We start from the raw sequence: 23,934 nt of genomic DNA, 5'->3' as shown, positions 1-23,934 counted from the left end.
AAAACCAAATGATAAGTTTGCTTGTGTTGTCAGTGTTATGTTAAAATACAAGCATATTTTAACTCCAAATTGGTATAAAAAGGGGATTTCATGAAAGAACAAGAATGGGATTTAAGCGCTTTATTTGAAAATAAAGAAAGTGCAGAAGAATTTTTAAAAACCTTACAAACAGAAGCGCAAGAATTTGAGAGCGCTTATCAAAATAACCTTAAGAATTTAGACGCTACAAAATTTGCCAACACTCTTAAACATTACGAAAATTTGTCAGAAAAAATCTCTAGAGCGATGACTTACGCTCAATTGCTTTTTGCTAAGAACACTAAAGAAACGAAGTTTTATTCGCAATGCGAAATGGCTTGTGCAAATATCCAACAACACCTTTTATTCTTTGAAATTGAATTCAAGAATTTGGACGCCAAAAAACAACTCGCTTTCATTAAAAAATGCAAAGACCATGCTTTTTATCTAAACAACCTCATAGAAAAGAAAAAGCACACCTTAAATTTAGATGAAGAAAAGATCGCCCTAGCCCTTTCGCCTGTGGGGGTGGGTGCGTTTAGCCGTCTTTTTGATGAGCATTTTTCTTCTTTGAAAATCCCTTTTGAAGAGCAAAATTTAAGCGAGGAAGAAATTTTAGCCCTCTTGCACAACCCCAAACGCAAGATCCGCAAAAAATCCCAAAAAGCTTTCAGCAAAGCGTTAGAAAAATCCCGCCCTTTACTCACTTACATTTTAAACATGGTGCGTAAAGACTTGCTTATTGAAACCAAGCTGAGAAAATACGACAAAAAAGAGAGTTTCCGCCACATTGACAATCAGATCTCGCAAGAGAGCGTGGATAGCATGATAGAGATTGTGAACGCTAATTTTTCTTTAGTGCATCGTTACTACCATCAAAAAGCGCAAATTTTAGGGCATAAACTCAAAGATTACGATCGCTACGCTCCTTTAAACGATGAGAGCATCACCATGACTTACTCTCAAGCTTTAGAAGAAGTGCTTAAAACCCTTAAAGCCTTTAGCCCTGAATTTCACAAAATCGCTTCTAAAGCGATCAAAGAAGGCTGGGTGGATTCACACCCTAAAGACTTTAAGCAAGGCGGGGCTTTTAGCCATGGCGCGGTGCCTAGCGCTCACCCTTATGTGTTATTAAACTACACAGGAAACCGCCGAGATGCTTTCACTATCGCTCATGAATTTGGGCATATGATCCACCAAGAATTGTCCAAAAAACAAGGCGTATTGAACATGGATACGCCCCTAACCACCGCAGAAACCGCTTCTGTCTTTTCTGAAATGCTGTTTTTTGAGCATTTAAAAAAGGGTTTAAAATCTGACGAACTCCTTTTCATGCTAGCCGGCAAATTAGAGGATATTTTTTCTACCCTTTTTAGGCAAGTGGTGATGACGAATTTTGAAAGAAGAATCCATGAAATGGATGAAGAATTAGACACCAAAGATTTTGATCAAATCTGGTTTGAAGAAAACCAAAGAATGTTTGAAAAGAGCGTGAAACTCACTAAAAACTACCATTTATGGTGGAGCTATATCCCCCATTTTATCCATTCGCCTTTTTATTGCTACGCTTATAGTTATGGGCAGCTTTTGACTTTAGCGCTTTATGGGCTTTATAAAAAAAGCGACGCTAAAGAGTTTGTTAAAACTTACACGGAATTTTTGAGCTTAGGAGGGTCAAAAAGCCCTAAAGAATTAGTGTCCATGTTTGGCTTTGACATTGATAGCAAAGAATTTTGGGAAATTGGCATGCAAGAGGTGCGTCATTTGTTAGAAGAATTTGAAAGGTTGCTCGCATGCAAAGAGAATTAAGGCTTTTAAACAACAAGCATTGTATTGAATACTTGCAATTTCTGTCCAAAAACCATTTGAGTTTCAACCTTTTGTGCGAAAGAGATGCGATCGATTTTTCCCCCAAGCTCCCTAAAGAAATCCATGAAAAATTCGGCGCGTTAGTGCTGTTTGTTTTAGCCGGATACACCTTAGAAAGCTTGATGATTGATGCAAAAAGCGTGCAGTTTGAAGCCGGGTTTGGCCCTAACAATATTGGCAGCGTGGTTCAAGTAAAACTTCCTGGCATCATTCAAATCCTTATCAAAGAAAAAAATGAAAATGCCGTTTTATTCAATCGTTGCGATTCGCTTGAAGTGTTCCATAAAGAAGAACCGCCCCTTCAAGAGCCAAAGAAAGACGAACGAGAGTCTAAAGAATGGTTGGATTCTAAAGAGGCCCTTTTTTCCAATTCCAAAAACCGTGCGATTTTAGAAAATTTACACAAAAGCTAAAGGACTAATTGATGAGCGTTTTGAAATTGCATGTAAAAGTCTTTCGTTTTGAAACCAACAAGGACTATAACCCTGCTTATGAGTCTTATTTTTTAGAATACCAAGAAGATCAATACCTTTTGGATCTTTTAAAACAACTCAAAGGCGTGAGTTATAATGAAAATATCGCACTTAAAATCAACCAAATTGCGGTGTTTGAAGACGCTAAAGTGAGCGATTTAGTGGCGTTTTTTTCTAAAGAATGGGTGCTAGATCCCCTATCCAAACGATACGCTTTAAAAGACTTGATGATTGATGAAAAGGCGGTTTTAAAAAACTATGAAGATTTTTTCAAACAAGTCCCCTACATCACTAATGGCGAAAAAGAAGAATTAGAAAAGTTTATTCAAATTAATTTTATCAACCCCCAAACGAACCCTAAATACCTGGGCGATGGCTTTTTCTTGTATGTTAAATGGCTGATGAAGCGCTACCCCACAGAGCGCAACCGGTTATTAGAGATGATTTCTCAGCCTGAAAGCGGCGTGATGAATTTTTTAAGCGTGGTGCATTATCTCTATAAAAACGATGACAACATTGACCATGAAATCTATGAATTGCAAGAAATCCTAACCAATTCCAAAATCAAGCCATGGAAAGATTTTTCTAAAAACCTTTTAAGCCTTTTTCAATACAACTCTAACCCCCCTAAAACGCCCAACCCCCCTAAAACTTGCGCGCTCTTTAACGCTTATGCGAAACATTTAGACGCACAATCGCTTCTCAAAAGCGCTAAGCTCTATTTAGAAAAAATGGGGCAAAAAATCATTGATCTGCCTTTTTGTTATGATGGGGGCTATTATGGGAAGATTATCAGCACGCATGATTTCCTCACGGCCTCTGCGTATAATCTGGCTCTAGCTAAAGCCAATGGCGTTTCGCTCATTTTTTGCGAAGAAGATGCGTATTTGAATATTTTGCATGCTAAAGAAGTTTTAGACAACAACCCTGAAATCACCAACTCCGTCAATGAAAAATTGAAAAAATACCAGCTTGTTTATGAAAAAGGCGTTGAGGTCGTCTATCTTAATGAGTGGGTTAATGAATTTTTGGCATGGGAATTGAAAAGCCCTTTTGACGCGTTTTTAGGGGCTGAATTTTCTCGCATCAAACAAAGCGATCATTTTTTCAATAAAATCCATTTAAAAGCCCCCCATTTTTTAGAATCTTTTCAAAATTACGCCCCCCTTTTAGAAGTCAATGAAGCAAGCGGCTTACTCCAGTGTGCGCATTTACGCTATTTGGGGATTGATTTGGGGGCGGATTTTTTAATCGTGCATTCTTTAGGGCTTTTTCACGCTTTTGAAAATTTAAGCTTAAAAGCTTCAAAAGTTTATAAAAGAGATAATGACAACACCCCCACTTTATTTTTACCTCAAATCGCGCTAATGGCTATGGGGGAAAAAGACAAAAAAGCTCTAGGGCTTGATACGCATTATCATAAGGTTACTTTCATTTAAAATGAACGCTTTTTTAAAACTCGCGCTCGCTTCTTTGATGGGGGGGCTTTGGTATGCTTTCAATGGCGAAGGCTCTGAGATTGTCGCTATAGGGATTTTTGTGTTGATTTTGTTTGTTTTTTTCATCCGCCCTGTGAGTTTCCAAGACCCAGAAAAACGAGAAGAATACATAGAACGGCTTAAAAAAAACCATGAGAGGAAAATGATCTTACAAGATAAGCAAAAAGAAGAACAAATGCGTCTTTATCAAGCCAAAAAAGAGCGAGAGAGCAGGCAAAAACAAGACCTTAAAGAACAAATGAAAAAATACTCATAAAGGAAAATCATGGAAATCATTTTATTAATTGTTGCGGCGGTTGTGTTGTTTTATTTTTACAACACCCTCAAAGAATATTTGAAAAACCCTCTAAACCCTAAAACCAAAACCGAAGAATACGACTTGAAAAATGACCCCTATTTGTTAGCGCAATCTAGCCCCCTAGACAAATTCAAGCAAACCCAAATTGGCGCGTATATGCGTCTTTTAAAATTTTTAGACATTCAAAAAAACGCTTTGGATAACGCCTTAAGGACGCTTTTTATCCATGAATTAGAGCAGCCCTTAAACAGCGAACAACAAGATTTAGCTAAAGAGCTTCTCAATGAGCCTGTGGATAAAAAAGAAAATTTTGAATCCTTATGCCAAGAAATCGCTGATCACACGCATGGGGAATACACCAAACGCCTGAAATTAGTGGAATTTCTTATGTTATTGGCCTATGCTGATGGGATACTAGACAGCAAGGAAAAAGAATTGTTTTTAGATGTGGGGGCGTTTTTACAGATAGACAATCAAGATTTTAATGAGCTTTATGATAATTTTGAACGCTTCAATGCAATAGAAATCCCTATGTCTTTAGAAGAAGCAAAAAATCTTTTTGAAATCCAAATTAATATAACCAAGCAAGATTTAGAGAAAAAAGCTTTGGATTTGAGCGCTCTCTACTACCATAAAATGAATGACAACAAACGCTACAGCGAACAAGATTTTATCTCTTTGAAAAAGATCGCTCTCGCTTCCCAACTCTTAGAAAATGCTTTAAAAAACTCCTAAGGGGTCTTATGAAAAAGGCTATTGAATGCCCTTTTTAAAAGCCCTAGAATCTTTTGATGCACCCTTTTTAGAAAAAGAAATTTTAAAGCGTTTTAGGGATAATTTAGTTTTTTTCAAATCTTATAATCCCCATCTTTTTAACGCTCTCAATACGCCTTTTAAAAATTACCAATTGCTTTTTGAAAAAAACCACTTCAATCTCTTGCACACGCCCACAAACGCTTTAAGCTACCCTAAAAATCAAATGGTAGAAATCGCTTTCAACATGGCTTCTAACCCCCTGAATAATCCCAGATACTCATTAGACAATAACCACCTCTCTTTACATTATTTAAAAACTCAAAACAACCCCAAACTCCCCCTAACCCTTAAAGCCACGCATGCGATCTCAAACTTTTTAGACAATTATCAAGCGCCTTGCTCTTTAAAGAAATTCTTACCCCCTACCATGATTTATGGCGTTTTAGACGGCTTATTTTTGGCCATTTTACAGGCTCAAAATTACCGCTTCCATTCGCTTTATTTGTTTGAAGAAAATTTAGATTTGTTTAAAATCAGTTGTTATTTTGCGCGTTATGAAGATTTGATTACAAAAGGGGCTAAACTCTTTATTCAAGGGTTTTTTAACCCCAATGAATTGAAAATGGATTTTTTGAAACGCCCTGTTACGCATTCTTTTTTAAAATTAGAAATCATGCCCTATAAAAGCGCTTTTAATTTGCGCATGCGAGAAAACATTCAAAGCTATTACAAACAAGCTTTAAGGGGTTGGGGGAGTTTTGAAGACGAATTGCTAGGGCTAAAGAACACGCTCAAAAACTTACCCTTATACCAAACCCTAAAAACCAAACCCAAAAAGATTAACGCCCCCATTTGCGTAGTGGGTAATGGGCCAAGCTTGGATTTATTGCTAGATTTTTTAAAAGAAAATGAAGAAAATTGCATCATTTTTTCATGCGGAACCGCCTTAAAGCCTTTAAAAGCGCATGGCGTTAAAGTGGATTTTCAAATAGAAGTGGAGCGCATAGACTATCTTAAGGAGGTTTTAGAAAACGCCCCCCTAGAAGACACCCCCTTAATGGGGGCTAACATGCTCAATCCTAACGCTTTTAATTTAGCTAAAGAAGCGTTGATGTTTATGCGTGGGGGGAGCGCTTGCGCGTATATAAGCCCTTTAAGTATAGAATACGCAGCGCCTTTTGTGGGTAATGCCGGGGTGGCTTTAGCGGGTTTGATGAGCGATGAAATCTATTTGTGTGCTTTAGATTGCGCTTATATTAAAGGGTTTAAAAAGCACGCTAAAAATTCCTATTATGGAGATGAAAAAGAGATTGACACCTCATCTTTAATCAGCATAGAGGGTAATTTTAAAGGTTATGAAGCTTTTAGCGACTCGCTCTTTTTGCTCTCTAAAGAAAGGATTGAAGAAGCCCTTTATCATTACCAGCCTAAAAAAGTCTATAATTTAAGCTATGGGGCGAAAATCAAGCATGCTGTTAGCCTCAATCGCTCTCAAGTGAAATTGAAACAAACCAACAAACAAGAAGCTACCGCTCGCATTAAAAGCATGTTTAGCCCTAGAAGTAACCATGCTAAGGATTTAAACAATTTACAAAAAAATCTGATGAGTTTTAAAGAGGATTTTTTAAAATATTTAAACACGCCTTGTAAAACCAAGCAAGAAATATTTGAATGGGTGGATAATTTGAGTGGGTTTTGTCAAACAGCCAGCGCTAAAACCCCCACTATAGGCATTTTATTTGAAGGGAGTGTGGCTCATATCTTACAAAGCGTCTTAATCGTTTCATTGCATCTTAAAGAAAATGAGCTGACGCATTTTATCAAATTCTCTCAAAACACCTTAAAACAATTCCTTAAAAAAGCTTGTTTATTATTGCAAAGGCAGCTCAAACAACCATGATTTTTATTTTTACATTATAATAACAACCTTAAATCCAAGGGGTGTGCATGCCATACAATGAAATCACAAGGGTTCAAATCCCTGCCTTAATGCATTTAGCCAAGTTGGGCTATAACTTTATTCCTGCTAAAAATAAACCCACCCTAGACACCGCCACCAATATTTTAACCGATAGTTTCACTCAAGCGTTTGAGCGATTAAACCCCAATAAAAACGCAAAAGATGTTCTTGCTGAAATCAAAAAACGCTTGAATTACGATGATTTAGGCAAAAGCTTTTATGAATACTTGCTCAAAAGCGAGCATCAAATCATAGACTTTGATAACCCTAACAACAATCTTTATGAAATGATGGCTGAATTACCCTACAAATCCCTAAGAACTGATATAACCCTCTTTATCAACGGCTTGCCTTTGGTGAATATAGAAGTTAAGCAGCCTTTAGCCGGACAAGGCATTAAAGAAGAAAAAAATCGCCACATCCAACGCTACAAAAACCCCGAAAACAAAGTTTTTTATAACCTCGTGCAAATCTGGCTCTTTAGCGATAACTTGCCCTATGATGAAAACAACCCCGATCAAGGCGTCTTTTATAGCGCTTCTTATTCGCCTATTTTCCAGCGCTTTGTTGAAGCCAATAAGCTAGATATTACCCCCCCCCGAAAATGATCAAAATGATCAAAACCATCGATCGCTTGAAGAAATCCAAAAAAGCGTCTTAAACGAATTTAACCTTAAAGACACCGACTGCCAAAAAAGCCCTAAAGACACCCCCACAAACTCCCTTTTAACTTCGTTTTGCTCTCACAAAAGGCTTTGCTTTATCCTAAAATACGGCATCAGTTTCTTAAAAGAAAAATCAGAGTTTAAAAAACACGTTTGGCGTTACGCGCAGATGTTTGCGAGTTTGAACGTTTTAAAGGAATTGCAAAAGCATTATGAAAATAACCCCAAAGATCCCCTAAAAGGCATCATTTGGCACACGCAAGGTAGCGGTAAAACCGCTTTAACCTACCACTTAACCAAACTCATCAGAGACTTTTTTAGCCAATCCAACCTAAACAAAAAGACTAAATTTTATTTTATTGTGGACAGACTGGATTTATTGGAGCAAGCCAAAAGCGAGTTTTCAAAAAGAGGCCTTTGTGTGCATGAGGCAGAAAATAAAGAGGATTTGAGCCAAAAATTAAAAAACTCTAGCATTTTTGAAGGCCCTCAAAGGAATGATGAAATCATCGTTGTGAATATCCAAAAATTCAAAGCCCCCAATGAAGAAAAAGCCCCTAATGAAGATCTCTCTAATAGCGCTCCTAAAGAAATTATTTCTAAAACAGAATTACAAGAAGCGACAAAAGATAGCCACGATTTACAAAGGGTGTTTATCATAGATGAAGCCCACAGAAGCTATGACCCTAAAGGTTGCTTTTACGCTAATTTGATAGAATGCGACAAAACAGCGGTAAAAATCGCCCTCACAGGCACGCCCCTATTAGAAGACAACGCGCAAGATAAAGCCACTAAAAAAACTTTTGGCAACTACTTGCACACCTATTCTTATGCAGAATCCATTAAAGACAGACACACCCTAAAACTCCAATTAGAAATCATTGAAAAGAGCTACAAAGAAAAACTACAAGCAATCTATCGCCTTTTACAAGAAAGCATCACTATTGAAAATACAGAGGTTAAAAAAGAAACGATTTTTAATCATGAAAGATACATTAAAGAAATGCTCTCTTATATCATCAGAGATTTATTGAATTTCAGGCGTGTAAATAATGATGAAAATTTAAAGGCTATGGTAATTTGTTTTTCAAGCGCTCAAGCCAAGTTAGCCAATTCACTTTTTAATGAAGTCCAAGAAAAAGTCTTACAAGAAAACCCTAATTTAAAAATTTTAAAAAAACAACTCCAATCCAGCCTGATTTTGCATGACAAACAAGAAGTCAAAGAAAAGATTTATTCTTTCAAACATGAAGATACGGATATAGTCTTTGTGTTTAACATGCTTTTAACCGGCTTTGATTTACCCAATCTCAAACGCCTTTATATCCACAGAGAATTAAAAGATCACAATTTGCTCCAAGCCCTAGCCAGAGTGAATCGCTCCTATAACAACATGTCTTTTGGCTACCTTATAGATTTTGTAGGCATTAAAGAAAATTATGACAAAACGACTGATGATTATTTGAAAGAGTTAAACCAATTCAATCAAAGCGATTCTAATATCAAAGATAATCTCAAAGACATGTTTGCGGATCGTGAAACTTTAGAAAAAGACATTAAAAACGCCTATGATGATCTTTTTAATTACCCCATTGATGATATAGAGGACATGACTAGTGCCATTGTTGGTATCAGCGAAATGAACGAGCTTTTAAAGGTCTCACACGCCATTAACACGCTTAAAATAAACTACAATTTAATCCGCGCTTCTAACGATGAAAAAATCCTTTCACTAAAAGAAAAAATGGATATTGAAAAGATCAGCAAAATCTCTTCAATGCTTAGTAAAAAAGCCAAACACCTCCATGCGTTAAAAAATATCAATGAGCCTAAAAACCCAAACGATTTAATGATTTTAGAAGACCTCATCGCTCTTTTAGACTTTAAAATAGAGTTTAAAGAAAGCAAAGAATTGCGCTTTAAAGAACAAGAAGAAATTAACGCCAAATACAAGCAAGCTAAAGAGATTTTAGAAAAAATCCCGGACAAACAAGATAAAGAAATCCAAAAGATTTCTAAAGAGCTTTCAAAATTGCTCCAAGAACCCCTAACCAATCATAATTTTGATGGAATTTCTCATTCTTATAGCATAATCATTTCACAACTAAAACAACATAAGGAGCAAACCACCAACCTATTAAACAAATACAATAATGATCGAGCTTATGCGATCACGCATAAGCGACTTCACAATCGCCTCATGGAAGAAAACATTTCTAAGGGAATTTTCACGCTTTTAAGCGCGCTCAAAAAAGCTCTTGATGCGCGTATTTTTAAGCGTCAAGAAATCTTAAACGAAGAAACCACTCTAAAAACTGCCATAAAAGTAGAATTAAGGGACGCTTTCAAAGAAAATCCCTCCTTAAAAGATTTACAAAAAGAAGAAAAATTTATCGCTCAAACCCTTTTTAACGAACTCATACAAAACCACTCTCAAGGAAATTCACATGCCTAATAACGCTTTATTGCAAATCAAACAAGACACCCTAAGCCTCATTGACGATTTAAAAGTCATTTGCACGAGTTTTGGTTTAGGGAACGACGGCAACGAATACAAGATCATCATGCAATGCTTTTTGTATAAATTCTTATGCGATAAGTTTGAATTCTTTTTTGAAACAAAATTCCCTAATAAAACGATACGAGATTACAAAGACTTTAAAAAGGAAGAAAAAGAAGATTTTTTCCTTACCTTAAGCGATAAACAACTCCCTAAACTCGCTTATGATGAGCTTTTAAGCTATCTTTTTGAAAAGCATTTTAACGATAACGATTTACACCTAAAGCTAGACGCCATTTTTAATCGTATTTCTAGCAATAATGCCGAGCTTTTCAACACCACAAGCACGGATAAAACCACTATCGCCTTATTTGAAAGCGTCTCACCATACATTAATGAAGAATCTAAAAGGGCTAATTTCACCAGAGCTTTATTAGACAAACTCAAAAATTTTAATTTCAAACAGGCTTTTTTAAACTTACAAAACCAACAAGGCTATGATTTTTTCGCCCCCATTTTTGAATACCTACTCAAAGATTACAATAACGCCGGCGGAGGGAAATACGCCGAATACTACACCCCTTTAAGCATCGCTAGCATCATCGCTAAGCTTTTAGTGAGCGAACCCACTCAAAGCGTCAAAATCTATGACCCAAGCGCTGGTACAGGAACGCTTTTAATGGCGCTAGCCCACCAAATAGGCACCGATTCTTGCACCCTTTATGCCCAAGACATTTCGCAAAAATCCTTAAGAATGCTCAAACTTAACCTCATTTTAAACGACTTGACCCACTCTTTAAGATACGCCATTGAGGGAAACACCTTGATTAACCCCTACCATTCTAAAGAATGTCATGGGAAAATGGATTTCATCGTGAGTAACCCCCCTTTCAAGCTGGATTTTTCCAACGAGCATGCCGAGATTTCGCAAAACAAAAACGATTTTTTCTTAGGCGTGCCTAATATCCCCAAAAACGATAAAAGCAAAATGCCCATTTACACGCTCTTTTTCCAGCATTGCTTGAACATGCTTAGCCATAAGGGTAAGGGGGCTATTATCGTGCCAACCGGATTCATTAGCGCTAAAAGCGGAATAGAAAATAAGATTGTCCGGCATTTAGTGGATGAAAGGCTCGTTTATGGGGTGGTTTGCATGCCCAGTCAAGTTTTTGCCAACACCGGCACTAACGTGAGCATCATCTTTTTTCAAAAAACGCCAAGCGCAAAGGAAGTCATTTTGATTGACGCTTCCAAACTCGGCGAAGAATACACCGAAAACAAAAACAAAAAAACGCGCTTAAGACCAAGCGATATGGATTTGATTTTAGAAACTTTTCAAAAGAAAACCCCAAAAGCGGATTTTTGCGCTCTGGTTTCTTTTGATGAAATCATAGGAAAAAATTATTCTCTAAACCCCGGGCAGTATTTCACTATAGAAGACACGAGCGAAACAATCAGCCAAGCGGAGTTTGAAAAATTAATGCAACAATATTCAAGCGAACTGACAAGCCTTTTTGATGAAAGCCAGAGATTGCAACAAGAAATTTTAGAAACTTTAAAAGGGGTTAAGTTTGAGTAAAACTCTACAAGACTACGCAACTTTAATCAATGATACCATACAATCAAATGAAATCAATCACTATATCACTACGGATAACATGTGCCAAAATTTAGGCGGTATTGATACATTTAAAAATATCAATATCCCGCAAGGAAAGGTCAGATCATTTCAAAAAGATGATGTTTTGTTGTCAAATATAAGACTTTATTTTAGAAAAGTTTATAGAGCCAAACAAAAAGGCGGTTGTAGCTCTGATGTCCTAGTGTTTAGGGCTAAACACATTGATAGTGCCACACTTTTTGCGATTTTATCTAGTCAAATTTTTACTGATTATGCGTGTTCAGGTAGTCAAGGTTCTAAAATGCCAAGAGGCAATAAAACACACATGATGGATTTCAAAATCCCTACAATCAATTTTACAATCGCTAAAATTTTTAATAGCATTCAAAATAAAATAGAAAACAACCATAAAATCAACGAGCTTTTACACAAAATCCTAGAACTTCTTTATGAGCAATACTTCGTTCGTTTTGATTTTTTAGATGAAAACAACAAACCCTATCAAACTAGCGGCGGGAAAATGAAATTTTCTAAAGAATTAAACCGCCTTATCCCCAACGATTTTGAAGTTAAAACGCTAGGGGAGTTAGTGGATATTTTCAGCGGTTATTCTTTCCAATCAAATACATACAGCAACAACAAAAATGATTATATTTTAATCACAAATAAAAATGTTCAACATTCATTAATTGATTTAAGTATTACAACTAACCTTTTATTTTTACCGAAAAAACTCCCTAAATATTGCCTATTAGAGCCAACAAATATTTTAATCACATTAACAGGACATATTGGACGCTGTGCCTTAGTGTTTTCAAAAAATTGTATTTTAAATCAGCGCGTCGGCGTAGTTTTACCAAAAGAAAAAGAGCTAAACCCCTTTTATTATTCTTTGATAAGAAATCCCCTATTCTCAGCCATACTGCAGAGAAACGCTATAGGCTCATCTCAACAAAATTTAAGCCCTATTGATACCTTAAAAATTCAAATCCCTTTCAACCATAAAATAATCAAGCAATACTCAAAAACATGCGAAAATATCATTAAATTACTTGTATCCAACATGCAATCAACCCAAACCCTAACCGCACTCAGAGACTTTTTACTCCCCCTACTCTTAAAACAACAAGTCAAACCCCAATGAAAAATTTTAGAACAAAACTTTTTTAAGGGGTAAAAACCCTTGTTACAAGAAAGAGAAGTTTTGTCATCAAAAGAAATTTTTTAAAGAAAAAGAAGTTTCAAAAAATTAAAAGTTTGAGTCAAATCCGCTAGTAAGATTTGACCCTAGTGCTCTTGCACCAGAGCCAAAATTTTAGTATAATGGCGTTGCGAGTGCCATTAAAACTATGATTACTAATCTCATGTTAGGTTATCTCCTTTCGAGATAACCGCCCACTGTTACCCCCAACCCTAACACACTCCAAATACCACAACCAAAGAGAAAACCAAGAGATTACTACTTGCGTTCGTTTATTATAGAAACAATCAGCCCAAAAAACGCTAAAAAAAATTTTAAGCGATCTTTTAGGGTTAAATGAAGTTTTATTCAAAAAATGAAGTTTTACAAAAAAGAGTTTTTAAACAACAACTAAGCAAACTCGCGCTACAATCTCTCTTTTTGATTGCGGAGTATGGCGCAGCCTGATTAGCGCGCACCCTTGGGGTGGGTGAGGTCGTGGGTTTGAATCCCGCTACTCCGACCATTAAAAAAGCTTCAATGATTATCATTTCATTATATAATCACACTAAACAAAATCAATTTTTAAACATGATGATTTAAAGGATTTTTATTGAATCGTTTCTTTAACCGAGAGCTTTCATGGTTAGCTTTTAACACAAGGGTTTTAAACGAAGCCAAAGATGAGAGCTTGCCTTTATTAGAGCGCTTGAAATTTTTAGCCATTTATGACACGAATTTAGACGAATTTTACATGATAAGAGTGGCCGGGCTTAAACAACTCTATGAGCATAAAATCGCCTCTAAAGGCATTGATGGTGCAAGCCCTGAAGAACAATTGGAAAAAATCAAGCATTATTTAGCGCATGAAATTGAAGAAAGGGAATTAGAATTCCAAAAAATCCAAGCCCTACTCTTTAAAAAAGGGCTTTGTATCACCCCCTATAATGAATTGAATTTAGAGCAAAAAGCGAAGGCTAAAACCTATTTTAAAGAGCAGCTTTATGCGTTAGTCTTGCCTTTTAAGTTGGATTCTTCGCACACTTTCCCGCCTTTAGCGAATCTGACTTTCGCGCTTTTTGCCCACATTAAAGACAAAGAAACCCAAAGCGCCTCCTATGCGCTCATCAAACTCCCCTCTTTTATCTTCCGTTTTGTAGAGCTGGAAAAAGGCTTGTTTGTGCTGGCTGAAGAAATCGTAGAAGCGCATTTAGAAGAATTGTTTTTAGAGCATGAGATTTTAGATTGCATGGCGTTTAGGGTAACTTGCGATGCGGATATTGCTATCACTGAAGACGAAGCGCATGATTATGCGGATTTGATGAGTAAGAGTTTGAGGAAAAGAAATCAAGGCGAAATCGTGCGCTTGCAAACCCAAAAAGGGAGTCAAGAGCTTTTAAAAACCCTTTTAGCGTCTTTAAGGAGTTTTCAAACCCACTCTTACAAAAAGCACAAACTCACCGGCATGCATATCTATAAAAGCGCGATCATGCTCAATTTAGGGGATTTGTGGGAATTAGTCAATCATAGCGATTTTAAAGCGCTCAAATCGCCCAATTTCACGCCCAAAATCCACCCTCATTTCAATGAAAACGATCTTTTCAAATCCATAGAAAAACAGGATCTGTTGCTGTTTCATCCTTATGAAAGTTTTGAGCCTGTGATTGATTTAATAGAGCAAGCCGCTAGCGATCCGACCACCCTTTCTATCAAAATGACGCTTTATCGTGTGGGCAAGCATTCCCCCATTGTCAAAGCCTTAATTGAAGCGGCGAGCAAGATTCAAGTGAGCGTTTTAGTGGAATTAAAAGCGCGTTTTGATGAAGAAAGCAATCTGCATTGGGCAAAAGCTTTAGAAAGGGCGGGCGCGTTGGTCGTTTATGGGGTTTTCAAACTCAAAGTGCATGCTAAAATGCTATTGATCACTAAAAAAACGGACAACCAGTTACGCCATTTCACCCATTTAAGCACGGGCAATTACAACCCTTTGAGCGCTAAAATCTATACCGATGTGAGTTTTTTTAGCGCTAAAAATGAAATTGCTAACGACATTATCAAGCTTTTCCATTCCTTGCTCACTAGCAGCGCGACTAATAACGCATTAGAAACGCTTTTTATGGCGCCCAAACAGATCAAGCCTAAAATCATTGAACTCATTCAAAACGAAATGAACCACAAACAAGAAGGCTATATCATTTTAAAAGCCAACGCCCTAGTGGATAGCGAAATCATTGAATGGCTCTATCAAGCCTCTCAAAAAGGGGTTAAAATTGATCTCATTATCAGGGGGATTTGCTGTTTAAAGCCCCAAGTCAAAGGATTGAGCGAAAATATCAGGGTGTATTCTATTGTGGGGAAATATTTAGAACATGCACGCATTTATTATTTTAAACATGAAAATATCTATTTTTCTAGCGCAGATTTAATGCCCAGGAATTTAGAAAGGCGCGTGGAATTGCTTGTCCCAGCCACAAACCCAAAGATCGCTAATAAATTGTTGCATATTTTAGAAATCCAATTAAAAGACACCCTAAAACGCTACGAGTTAAATTCTAAAGGCCGTTACGCTAAAGTTTCAAACCCTAACGATCCTTTAAATTCGCAAGATTACTTTGAAAAACAAGCCCTTAAAACCTTTTAAGGGTTATCGTTCAAATCATAAAAGATAAGGATTTAAATGCTTTATTCGTTATTAAAAAAATATCTTTTTAGCCTAGACGCTGAAGACGCGCATGAAAAAGTGTGTAAAATTTTAAAAATGCTTTCTTCATCGCCCTTTTTGTGTGGTTTGATTGATTCTCAATGGGGTTATAAAAACCCAAAGCTTGAAAATGAAATTTTAGGCTTGCATTTCCCTAACCCTTTAGGATTAGCCGCCGGTTTTGATAAGAATATCTCCATGCTCAGGGCGTTAATCGCTTTTGGGTTTGGCTATTTAGAAGCAGGCACTCTCACCAATGAAGCGCAAGTGGGGAATGAAAGACCAAGGCTTTTTAGGCACATTGAAGAAGAGTCCTTACAAAATGCGATGGGGTTTAATAATTACGGGGCGATTTTGGGGGTAAGAGCGTTCAATCGCTTCGCCCCCTATAAAACCCCTATTGGCATCAATTTAGGCAAAAACAAACACATAGAGCAAGCGCATGCCCTAGAAGATTATCAGGCGGTTTTAAATCAATGTTTAAACATTGGCGATTATTACACCTTCAACCTTTCTTCGCCCAACACCCCTAATTTAAGGGATTTACAAAATAAAGCGTTTGTGCATGAGCTTTTTTGCATGGCTAAAGAAATGACTCATAAGCCTTTATTTTTAAAAATCGCCCCGGATTTAGAAACAGATGACATGCTAGAGGTTGTCAATAGCGCTATTGAAGCAGGAGTGCATGGGATTATTGCGACTAACACCACGATTGATAAAAGCCTGGTGTTCGCTCCTAAAGAAACGGGGGGCTTGAGCGGGAAATGCTTGACTAAAAAAAGCCGTGAAATCTTTAAAGAATTGGCTAAAGCCTTTTTTAATAAAAGCGTTCTTGTTTCTGTGGGGGGGATTAGCGATGCGAAAGAAGCTTATGAAAGGATTAAAATGGGAGCGAGTCTGTTACAAATTTATAGCGCTTTTATTTACAAAGGGCCAAATTTATGCCAAAATATTCTTAAAGATTTGGTAAAATTACTCCAAAAAGATGGATTTTTGAGCGTCAAAGAGGCTATAGGAGCGGATTTAAGATGAAATATTTTTCTGTTAAAAGACTTTTGGGGCGTTGTTCTGTCTTATTAGTAACCTTAGGAGTGAGCATGCACGCACAATCTTACTTACCCAGACATGAGAGCGTTACCTTAAAAAACGGGTTGCAAGTCGTGAGCGTCCCCTTAGAAAATAAAACCGGGGTTATAGAAGTGGATGTGCTTTATAAAGTCGGCTCTAGAAACGAAGTCATGGGCAAGAGCGGGATCGCTCACATGTTGGAGCATTTGAATTTTAAAAGCACCAAAAACCTTAAAGCCGGCGAATTTGATAAGATCGTTAAGCGTTTTGGGGGCGTGAGTAACGCTTCTACGAGTTTTGATATTACGCGCTACTTCATTAAAACCAGTCAGGCTAACTTGGATAAGTCTTTAGAATTGTTCGCTGAAACCATGGGTTCTTTGAATTTAAAAGAAGATGAATTTTTGCCTGAGCGTCAAGTGGTCGCTGAAGAAAGGCGATGGCGCACCGATAATTCCCCTATAGGCATGCTTTATTTCCGCTTTTTTAACACCGCTTATGTCTATCACCCCTACCATTGGACGCCCATTGGTTTTATGGACGATATTCAAAACTGGACTTTAAAAGACATTAAAAAATTCCATTCGCTCTATTATCAGCCTAAAAACGCTATTATTTTAGTGGTGGGCGATGTCAATTCCCAAAAGGTTTTTGAACTGAGTAAAAAGCATTTTGAATCCTTAAAAAACCTTGATGAAAAAGCTATCCCCACCCCTTACATGAAAGAGCCTAAACAAGATGGAGCCAGAACGGCAGTCGTGCATAAAGATGGGGTCCATTTAGAATGGGTAGCGTTAGGGTATAAAGTGCCTGCTTTCAAGCATAAAGATCAAGTCGCTTTAGACGCTTTGAGTAGGCTTTTAGGCGAAGGTAAAAGCTCGTGGTTGCAAAGTGAATTAGTGGATAAAAAACGCCTGGCTTCTCAAGCTTTCTCGCACAACATGCAATTACAAGATGAAAGCGTGTTTTTATTCATTGCGGGGGGTAATCCTAATATCAAAGCCGAAGCCTTACAAAAAGAAATCGTAGTGCTTTTAGAAAAGCTTAAAAAAGGCGAAATCACTCAAGCGGAATTAGACAAGCTCAAAATCAATCAAAAAGCTGACTTTATTTCTAATTTAGAAAGTTCTAGCGATGTTGCGGGGCTTTTTGCGGACTATTTAGTGCAAAACGATATTCAAGGCTTGACGGATTATCAGCAACAATTTTTGGATTTAAAAGTGAGCGATTTGGTGCGTGTGGCTAATGAATATTTTAAAGACACCCAATCAACCACCGTGTTTTTGAAACCTTAAAAGAGCCTTATCGCATGCAATTTCATTCATCTAGCGCGTTAATTACGCCTTTTAAAAAAGATTTGAGCGTTGATGAGGTCGCTTATGAATCCTTGATCAAGCGCCAAATTTTTCAAGGCATGGACGCATGCGTGCCTGTTGGTACGACAGGAGAATCCGCCACGCTCACCCACAAAGAGCACATGCGTTGCATTGAAATCGCCATAGAGACTTGCAAAAACACTAAAACGCCCTCAAATTCGCGCATGAAAGTGTTAGCCGGCGTGGGCAGTAACGCCACGAGCGAGTCCCTTTCTTTAGCAAAGTTCGCTCAAAAAATCGGTGCGGATGCGATTTTATGCGTAAGCCCTTATTATAACCGCCCCACCCAACAAGGCTTGTTTGAACATTATAAAACGATCGCTCAATCGGTGGAAATCCCTGTCATGCTTTATGATGTGCCAAGCCGCACAGGCGTGTCTATTGAAGTTCCAACCGCCCTCAAACTCTTTAGAGAAGTCCCTAACATTAAAGCCATTAAAGAAGCGTCTGGCTCTTTGAAAAGAGTAACAGAATTGCATTACTATGAAAAAGATTTTAAAATTTTTAGCGGGGAAGATTCACTCAACCACTCCATCATGTTTTCAGGGGGGTGCGGCGTGATTTCAGTGACCGGTAATTTAATGCCCAATCTGATTTCACAAATGGTCAATTGCACGATTAAACAAAAATACCAACAAGCCCTAGAAATCCAAAATAAGCTTTTTGATTTGCATCAAGCCCTTTTTGTAGAAACAAATCCTATCCCTATTAAAATGGCTATGCATTTAGCCGGCTTGATTGAAAACCCAAGCTACAGACTGCCTTTAGTGGCTCCAAGCAAAGAAACGATTCAACTTTTAGAAAAAACTTTACAACAATATGAGGTAATTGCATGAATGGTTCCAATCACATGAAAAATAAAACCCTAGTGATCAGCGGCGCGACTAGAGGGATTGGCAAGGCGATATTGTATCGTTTCGCTCAAAGCGGCGTGAATATCGCTTTCACTTACAATAAAAATGTTGAAGAAGCCAACAAAATCATAGAAGATGTGGAGCAAAAATATTCCATTAAAGCCAAAGCTTACTCTCTTAATGTTTTAGAGCCTGAGCAATACACGGAGCTTTTTAAACAAATTGACGCTGATTTTGACAGAGTGGATTTTTTTATTTCTAACGCCATTATTTATGGGCGCTCTGTCGTGGGCGGATTCGCGCCTTTCATGCGATTAAAACCTAAGGGGTTAAACAACATTTACACAGCCACCGTGTTAGCGTTTGTCGTAGGGGCTCAAGAAGCGGCAAAACGCATGCAAAAAATAGGCGGCGGGGCGATCGTGAGTTTAAGTTCTACCGGGAATCTAGTTTATATGCCCAATTACGCCGGGCATGGCAATTCTAAAAACGCCGTAGAAACCATGGTCAAATACGCTGCCGTGGATTTAGGCGAGTTTAACATTAGAGTGAATGCGGTTAGTGGCGGGCCTATTGATACGGACGCTTTGAAAGCTTTCCCTGATTATGTGGAGATTAAAGAAAAAGTAGAAGAGCAATCGCCCCTAAAACGCATGGGCAATCCTAACGATCTAGCCGGAGCGGCTTATTTTTTATGCGATGAAACCCAAAGCGGTTGGCTTACAGGGCAAACGATCGTTGTGGATGGTGGGACCACTTTTAAATAAAGATTTTTTTTGAAAAACATTATCCATATCCACCAAAACAAAGAGTTGCAATTCATTAAAAAATGTTTGTTGGGCTATTTTTTCGCCCCTTTGTGTGGGGCTATTTTGTTGGTGCTTTTTCTTGTTTCAAGCGGGGCAAAATCGTTTCAAATTTCTAACCTTTTCAATAATCAACTAGCTTATATCGTCTTACTATCTCTTTTTTTATGCGCGATTGGGTTCATTGCCGGAGCGGTTGGTTTTTACAGGCTTTCTAAAATCACGCGCCATCTGAGTTTTTTTGAAAATTTTGCTTTCAGTTTTTTGGCGGTGATTTTATGCGCTCTTTTAAGCTATCTTATCCCTAACGCCAGTAACGCCTTTTCATTAATCGGTAATGGCGTTTCTATTTTTTATCTGCATAAACTCTATAGAGAGTTGAGCCTTTACACACAAGAAAGGTTTTTTTTAAGCGGTTTTAGATTGTTGCTTTTTAGTTTCATGATCGCTCTTTTAGGGGTTTTAGCACAAGCGTTAGTTATCATTTTTTTAACGATCGCTGTGATTTTAATGTGTGTGGCGCTTAGCTTTTTAGGGCGCGCGTTCTTGAATTTTTCACAAGTCTTTTTGAAAGCATGAAAGTTTTAAAACTCCTGCCTAATTTTTTAACGATTTTACGCATTGTCTTGTCCTTATTTTTATTATTTTTATTGTTAAACACGCGCACTTATTTTAGTTTTTTAACCCCCTTTCACACCAACATGATCTCTTCATCGGTTTTTTTGTTTGCCGCGCTCACGGATTTATTGGACGGCTATATCGCCAGAAGCTATAAAGCCAAATCGCGCTTTGGGGAAATCTTTGACCCTTTAGCGGATAAAATCCTTATTTTGAGCGCGTTTTTAGGATTAGTTTATTTGGATCGTGTGAATGCGTGGGTCCCGTTTGTGATTTTAGGGCGCGAATTTTTTATTTCAGGGCTTAGGGTTTTAGCCGCTAATGAAAAAAAGGATATTCCTGTCAATGCGTTAGGCAAGTATAAAACCGTGTCTCAAGTCGTGGCGATTGGCGCTTTATTAGCCAATTTAACTTACTCCTATGCACTTGTGGCCATAGCGGTTTTTTTAACCCTTTATTCGGGGATAGATTACACGATTAAATATTATAAATCTTAAGTTTTAGATTGATTTTATAATACTGATAATAAAAAACACAAAAGAATTGATGCCAGTCAAGTGATAGCTTTTTAAGAAAACGAGTTTAATAAAGTAACCAAAACCCCATTTTTTAAAAAATTAAAAATATTAAAATTTAATAAGGCTTATCCAATTTGATTAAAACAAATCCTTATTTTTATTTAAAAAAATCATTTTATTTTATTTTTGTTATAATTCAAGCTATTTTTATTTTCAATCTAAGGAGGTGTCGCATGGACAATCAAAAGATAACGCATCAAAATACCACGCAAAAACAAGGCGAGCTTAAAAGAGACATGAAAATGCGCCATCTCTTGATGATTGCCTTTGGGGGAGCGATCGGCACAGGGCTTTTTGTAGGCACTGGGGGTAATATTGCGAGCGCTGGCCCTTTAGGGACCTTGATCGCTTATTGTTTTGGAGGGCTTGTGGTCTATTGCATCATGCTCTCTTTAGGCGAGTTGGCTAGCGTTTATCCCACTACGGGAAGTTTTGGGGATTATGCGACTAAATTCATAGGCCCTGGCACGGGCTATATGGTTTTTTGGATGTATTGGCTTGGCTGGGTGATCACGGTTGCGTTAGAATACATCGCTATAGGCATGCTCATGCAACGCTGGTTTGTAAATATTCCCATCCATTATTGGGTCATTTCATGCATTGCGTTAGTTTTTTTATTGAACTTTTTTTCGGTTAAAATTTTTGCCGAGGGCGAGTTTTTCTTTAGCCTGATTAAGGTTTTAGCAGTGATCGCTTTTATAGGGATTGGCGCGATTGGGATTGTTTATCAAATCTATTTGCATGGGTTTAGTTCTATTTTTGATAACTTCCATTTTGGCGATAAGGGGTTTTTCCCTAACGGGAGCGCGGCGGTTTTTTCTGCTATGCTCGCTGTTATTTTTGCTTTCACTGGCACAGAGGTGATTGGGGTGGCTGTAGGAGAAACTAAAAACGCTAGCGAAGTGATGCCTAAAGCGATTAAAGCGACCTTGTGGCGGATTGTCTTTTTCTTTTTAGGCTCTGTGTTTGTCATTTCTGTTTTTTTGCCCATGAACGATTCTTCTATCGCGCAAAGCCCTTTTGTGAGCGTTTTAGAACGCATTAATTTGCCCTTTATTGGCATGGGTGTCCCTTATGTGGCTGATATAATGAACGCTGTTATCATTACGGCGATGTTTTCTACCGCTAATTCAGGGCTTTATGGAGCGAGCCGCATGATTTATGGGCTGTCCAAACAAAAGATGTTTTTTAAAGTTTTTTCCCAACTCAACCGACAAGGCACGCCCACTTATGCGATGTTTTTTTCCCTTTCTTTTTCTCTCATAGGGCTTTTAGTCCAAATTTATGCCAAAGAAAATGTCGTGGAAGCTTTGATTAATGTGATCAGTTTCACGGTGATTATTGTGTGGGTTAGCGTGTCTGTTTCGCAATATTCTTTCCGCAAGCAATACTTAAAAGCTGGGCATTCTTTAGAGGATTTGCCTTATAAAGCCCCTTTCCTGCCCTTTTTGCAACTCATAGGGATCACTGGGTGTGCCATCGGCGTGATTGGTTCGGCTATGGATAAGGATCAACGCATTGGGATGATTTTAACGATTATTTTTGCTGTTGTGTGTTACATTGGATACTATTTTACACAAAAAGCTAATGAAAATAACAAAAAAGATTTGATATAATCTTTTCTTAATTTTGAAGTTTAGCACATTTTAAGGAAGTAACCATGATGAAAAAAACCCTTTTTATCTCTTTGGCTTTAGCGTTAAGCTTGAATGCGGGCAATATCCAAATCCAAAACATGCCCAAAGTGAAAGAGCGAATAAGCGTCCCTTCTAAAGACGATACGATCTATTCTTACCACGATTCTATTAAGGATTCGATTAAAGCGGTGGTGAATATCTCTACTGAAAAGAAGATTAAAAACAACTTTATAGGTGGCGGTGTGTTTAATGACCCCTTTTTCCAACAATTTTTCGGGGATTTGGGCGGTATGATCCCTAAAGAAAGAATGGAAAGGGCTTTAGGCAGCGGCGTCATCATCTCTAAAGATGGCTATATCGTTACGAATAACCATGTGATTGATGGCGCAGATAAGATTAAAGTAACCATTCCAGGGAGCAATAAAGAATATTCCGCTACTTTAGTAGGCACGGATTCTGAAAGCGATTTAGCGGTGATTCGCATCACTAAAGACAACCTGCCCACGATCAAATTCTCTGACTCTAATGATATTTTAGTGGGCGATCTGGTTTTTGCGATCGGTAACCCTTTTGGCGTGGGCGAAAGCGTTACTCAAGGCATTGTTTCAGCACTCAATAAAAGCGGGATAGGGATCAACAGCTATGAAAATTTCATTCAAACAGACGCTTCTATCAATCCTGGAAATTCTGGCGGTGCTTTAATCGATAGCCGTGGAGGGTTAGTGGGGATTAATACCGCTATCATCTCTAAAACCGGAGGTAACCATGGTATTGGCTTTGCCATCCCTTCTAATATGGTTAAAGATATTGTAACCCAGCTCATCAAAACCGGTAAGATTGAAAGAGGTTACTTGGGCGTGGGCTTGCAAGATTTGAGTGGCGATTTGCAAAATTCTTATGACAATAAAGAAGGGGCAGTAGTTATTAGCGTAGAAAAAGACTCTCCGGCTAAAAAAGCAGGGATTTTGGTGTGGGATTTGATCACTGAAGTCAATGGGAAAAAGGTTAAAAACACGAATGAATTAAGAAACCTAATCGGCTCTATGCTGCCCAATCAAAGAGTAACCTTAAAAGTCATTAGAGACAAAAAAGAACGCGCCTTCACCTTCACTCTTGCTGAAAGGAAAAACCCTAACAAAAAAGAAACCATTTCTACTCAAAACGGCGCGCAAGGCCAGTTGAACGGGCTTCAAGTAGAAGATTTAACCCAAAAAACCAAAAGGTCTATGCGTTTGAGCGATGATGTTCAAGGGGTTTTAGTCTCTCAAGTGAATGAAAATTCCCCAGCAGAGCAAGCTGGCTTCAGGCAAGGTAACATCATCACAAAAATTGAAGAGGTTGAAGTGAAAAGCGTTGCGGATTTTAACCATGCTTTAGAAAAATATAAAGGCAAACCCAAACGATTCTTAGTTTTAGACTTGAATCAAGGTTATAGGATCATTTTGGTGAAATGATAG

General features: G+C 37.8%; 18 protein-coding genes, 1 tRNA gene and 1 pseudogene. All 20 read left to right on the top strand.

All coding sequences use genetic code 11. From position 1 onward, the window contains the following. Window positions 1-90 precede the first annotated feature (90 nt). The 20 genes and pseudogenes from I6852_RS03895 to I6852_RS03805 all read left to right on the top strand — a co-directional run bounded on the left by I6852_RS03895 (window position 91) and on the right by I6852_RS03805 (window position 23,931). Window positions 91-1,827 carry a M3 family oligoendopeptidase gene (locus I6852_RS03895; RefSeq protein ID WP_197291365.1) on the top strand — a complete coding sequence of 579 codons (1,737 nt, stop codon included), beginning with the start codon at window positions 91-93 and terminating at the stop codon, window positions 1,825-1,827. Beyond that, a complete protein-coding gene (locus I6852_RS03890; RefSeq protein WP_127942213.1) occupies window positions 1,812-2,300 on the top strand; it encodes a hypothetical protein in 489 nt (162 codons plus the stop codon). The genes I6852_RS03895 and I6852_RS03890 overlap by 16 nt, the downstream gene beginning before the upstream one ends. An 11-nt stretch (window positions 2,301-2,311) precedes the next feature. Continuing rightward, window positions 2,312-3,799 (top strand): DUF5644 domain-containing protein, encoded by a 1,488-nt coding sequence (locus tag I6852_RS03885; RefSeq protein ID WP_197291366.1) that lies wholly within the window; start codon window positions 2,312-2,314, stop codon window positions 3,797-3,799. Between the two features lies 1 nt (window position 3,800). Further along, on the top strand, window positions 3,801-4,115 hold the full coding sequence (locus tag I6852_RS03880; RefSeq protein WP_001861281.1) for a hypothetical protein: 315 nt from the start codon (window positions 3,801-3,803) through the stop codon (window positions 4,113-4,115). 9 nt (window positions 4,116-4,124) lie between these two features. Continuing rightward, complete coding sequence (locus tag I6852_RS03875; protein WP_197291367.1) at window positions 4,125-4,892, top strand: TerB family tellurite resistance protein; 768 nt, start codon at window positions 4,125-4,127, stop codon at window positions 4,890-4,892. A 25-nt stretch (window positions 4,893-4,917) separates the two neighbouring features. Then, window positions 4,918-6,813: a motility associated factor glycosyltransferase family protein gene (locus I6852_RS03870; protein ID WP_197291368.1), complete on the top strand. Its 1,896-nt coding sequence runs from the start codon at window positions 4,918-4,920 to the stop codon at window positions 6,811-6,813. Window positions 6,814-6,860: 47 nt separating this feature from the next. After that, window positions 6,861-7,534, top strand: a pseudogene (locus I6852_RS07985) (type I restriction endonuclease). 173 nt (window positions 7,535-7,707) lie between these two features. After that, window positions 7,708-9,993 carry a DEAD/DEAH box helicase family protein gene (locus I6852_RS03865; protein ID WP_231626114.1) on the top strand — a complete coding sequence of 762 codons (2,286 nt, stop codon included), beginning with the start codon at window positions 7,708-7,710 and terminating at the stop codon, window positions 9,991-9,993. After that, a complete protein-coding gene (locus tag I6852_RS03860) occupies window positions 9,986-11,617 on the top strand; it encodes an N-6 DNA methylase (RefSeq protein ID WP_197291369.1) in 1,632 nt (543 codons plus the stop codon). The genes I6852_RS03865 and I6852_RS03860 overlap by 8 nt, the downstream gene beginning before the upstream one ends. Then, on the top strand, window positions 11,610-12,803 hold the full coding sequence (locus tag I6852_RS03855) for a restriction endonuclease subunit S (RefSeq protein ID WP_079355015.1): 1,194 nt from the start codon (window positions 11,610-11,612) through the stop codon (window positions 12,801-12,803). The genes I6852_RS03860 and I6852_RS03855 overlap by 8 nt, the downstream gene beginning before the upstream one ends. A gap of 484 nt (window positions 12,804-13,287) precedes the next feature. After that, window positions 13,288-13,365 (top strand) — tRNA-Pro (locus I6852_RS03850). 87 nt (window positions 13,366-13,452) lie between these two features. After that, entirely contained in the window at window positions 13,453-15,480 is a 2,028-nt protein-coding gene (locus I6852_RS03845) for an RNA degradosome polyphosphate kinase (RefSeq protein ID WP_197291370.1), read from the top strand. Window positions 15,481-15,516: 36 nt separating this feature from the next. After that, window positions 15,517-16,572, top strand: a complete 1,056-nt coding sequence (locus tag I6852_RS03840; protein ID WP_197291371.1) for a quinone-dependent dihydroorotate dehydrogenase — start codon at window positions 15,517-15,519, stop codon at window positions 16,570-16,572. After that, window positions 16,569-17,903, top strand: a complete 1,335-nt coding sequence (gene pqqE, locus I6852_RS03835; RefSeq protein ID WP_197291372.1) for a zinc protease PqqE — start codon at window positions 16,569-16,571, stop codon at window positions 17,901-17,903. Before I6852_RS03840 ends, pqqE begins: the two co-directional genes overlap by 4 nt. Before the next feature lie 14 nt (window positions 17,904-17,917). Continuing rightward, window positions 17,918-18,820 carry a 4-hydroxy-tetrahydrodipicolinate synthase gene (gene dapA, locus I6852_RS03830; RefSeq protein ID WP_197291373.1) on the top strand — a complete coding sequence of 301 codons (903 nt, stop codon included), beginning with the start codon at window positions 17,918-17,920 and terminating at the stop codon, window positions 18,818-18,820. After that, on the top strand, window positions 18,817-19,605 hold the full coding sequence (locus I6852_RS03825) for an enoyl-ACP reductase (protein ID WP_001014517.1): 789 nt from the start codon (window positions 18,817-18,819) through the stop codon (window positions 19,603-19,605). Before dapA ends, I6852_RS03825 begins: the two co-directional genes overlap by 4 nt. Before the next feature lie 9 nt (window positions 19,606-19,614). Continuing rightward, on the top strand, window positions 19,615-20,223 hold the full coding sequence (locus I6852_RS03820; protein ID WP_197291374.1) for a hypothetical protein: 609 nt from the start codon (window positions 19,615-19,617) through the stop codon (window positions 20,221-20,223). Then, window positions 20,220-20,759 carry a CDP-diacylglycerol--glycerol-3-phosphate 3-phosphatidyltransferase gene (gene pgsA / locus I6852_RS03815; protein ID WP_079295114.1) on the top strand — a complete coding sequence of 180 codons (540 nt, stop codon included), beginning with the start codon at window positions 20,220-20,222 and terminating at the stop codon, window positions 20,757-20,759. The genes I6852_RS03820 and pgsA overlap by 4 nt, the downstream gene beginning before the upstream one ends. Window positions 20,760-21,013: 254 nt before the next feature. Next, the gene (locus I6852_RS03810) at window positions 21,014-22,456 is read left to right on the top strand and encodes an amino acid permease (protein ID WP_197291375.1); all 1,443 of its coding nucleotides are present in this window, start codon (window positions 21,014-21,016) and stop codon (window positions 22,454-22,456) included. Window positions 22,457-22,500: 44 nt separating this feature from the next. Beyond that, window positions 22,501-23,931, top strand: coding sequence for a Do family serine endopeptidase (locus tag I6852_RS03805; RefSeq protein ID WP_197291376.1), 1,431 nt, complete (start codon window positions 22,501-22,503; stop codon window positions 23,929-23,931). The last annotated feature ends 3 nt before the right edge of the window (window positions 23,932-23,934 follow it).

The organism is Helicobacter pylori (assembly GCF_015904775.1).
GTDB lineage: Bacteria > Campylobacterota > Campylobacteria > Campylobacterales > Helicobacteraceae > Helicobacter > Helicobacter pylori_DM.
Note: the sequence above shows the minus strand (reverse complement) of the source record. Positions and strands in the feature narration are given on the sequence as shown.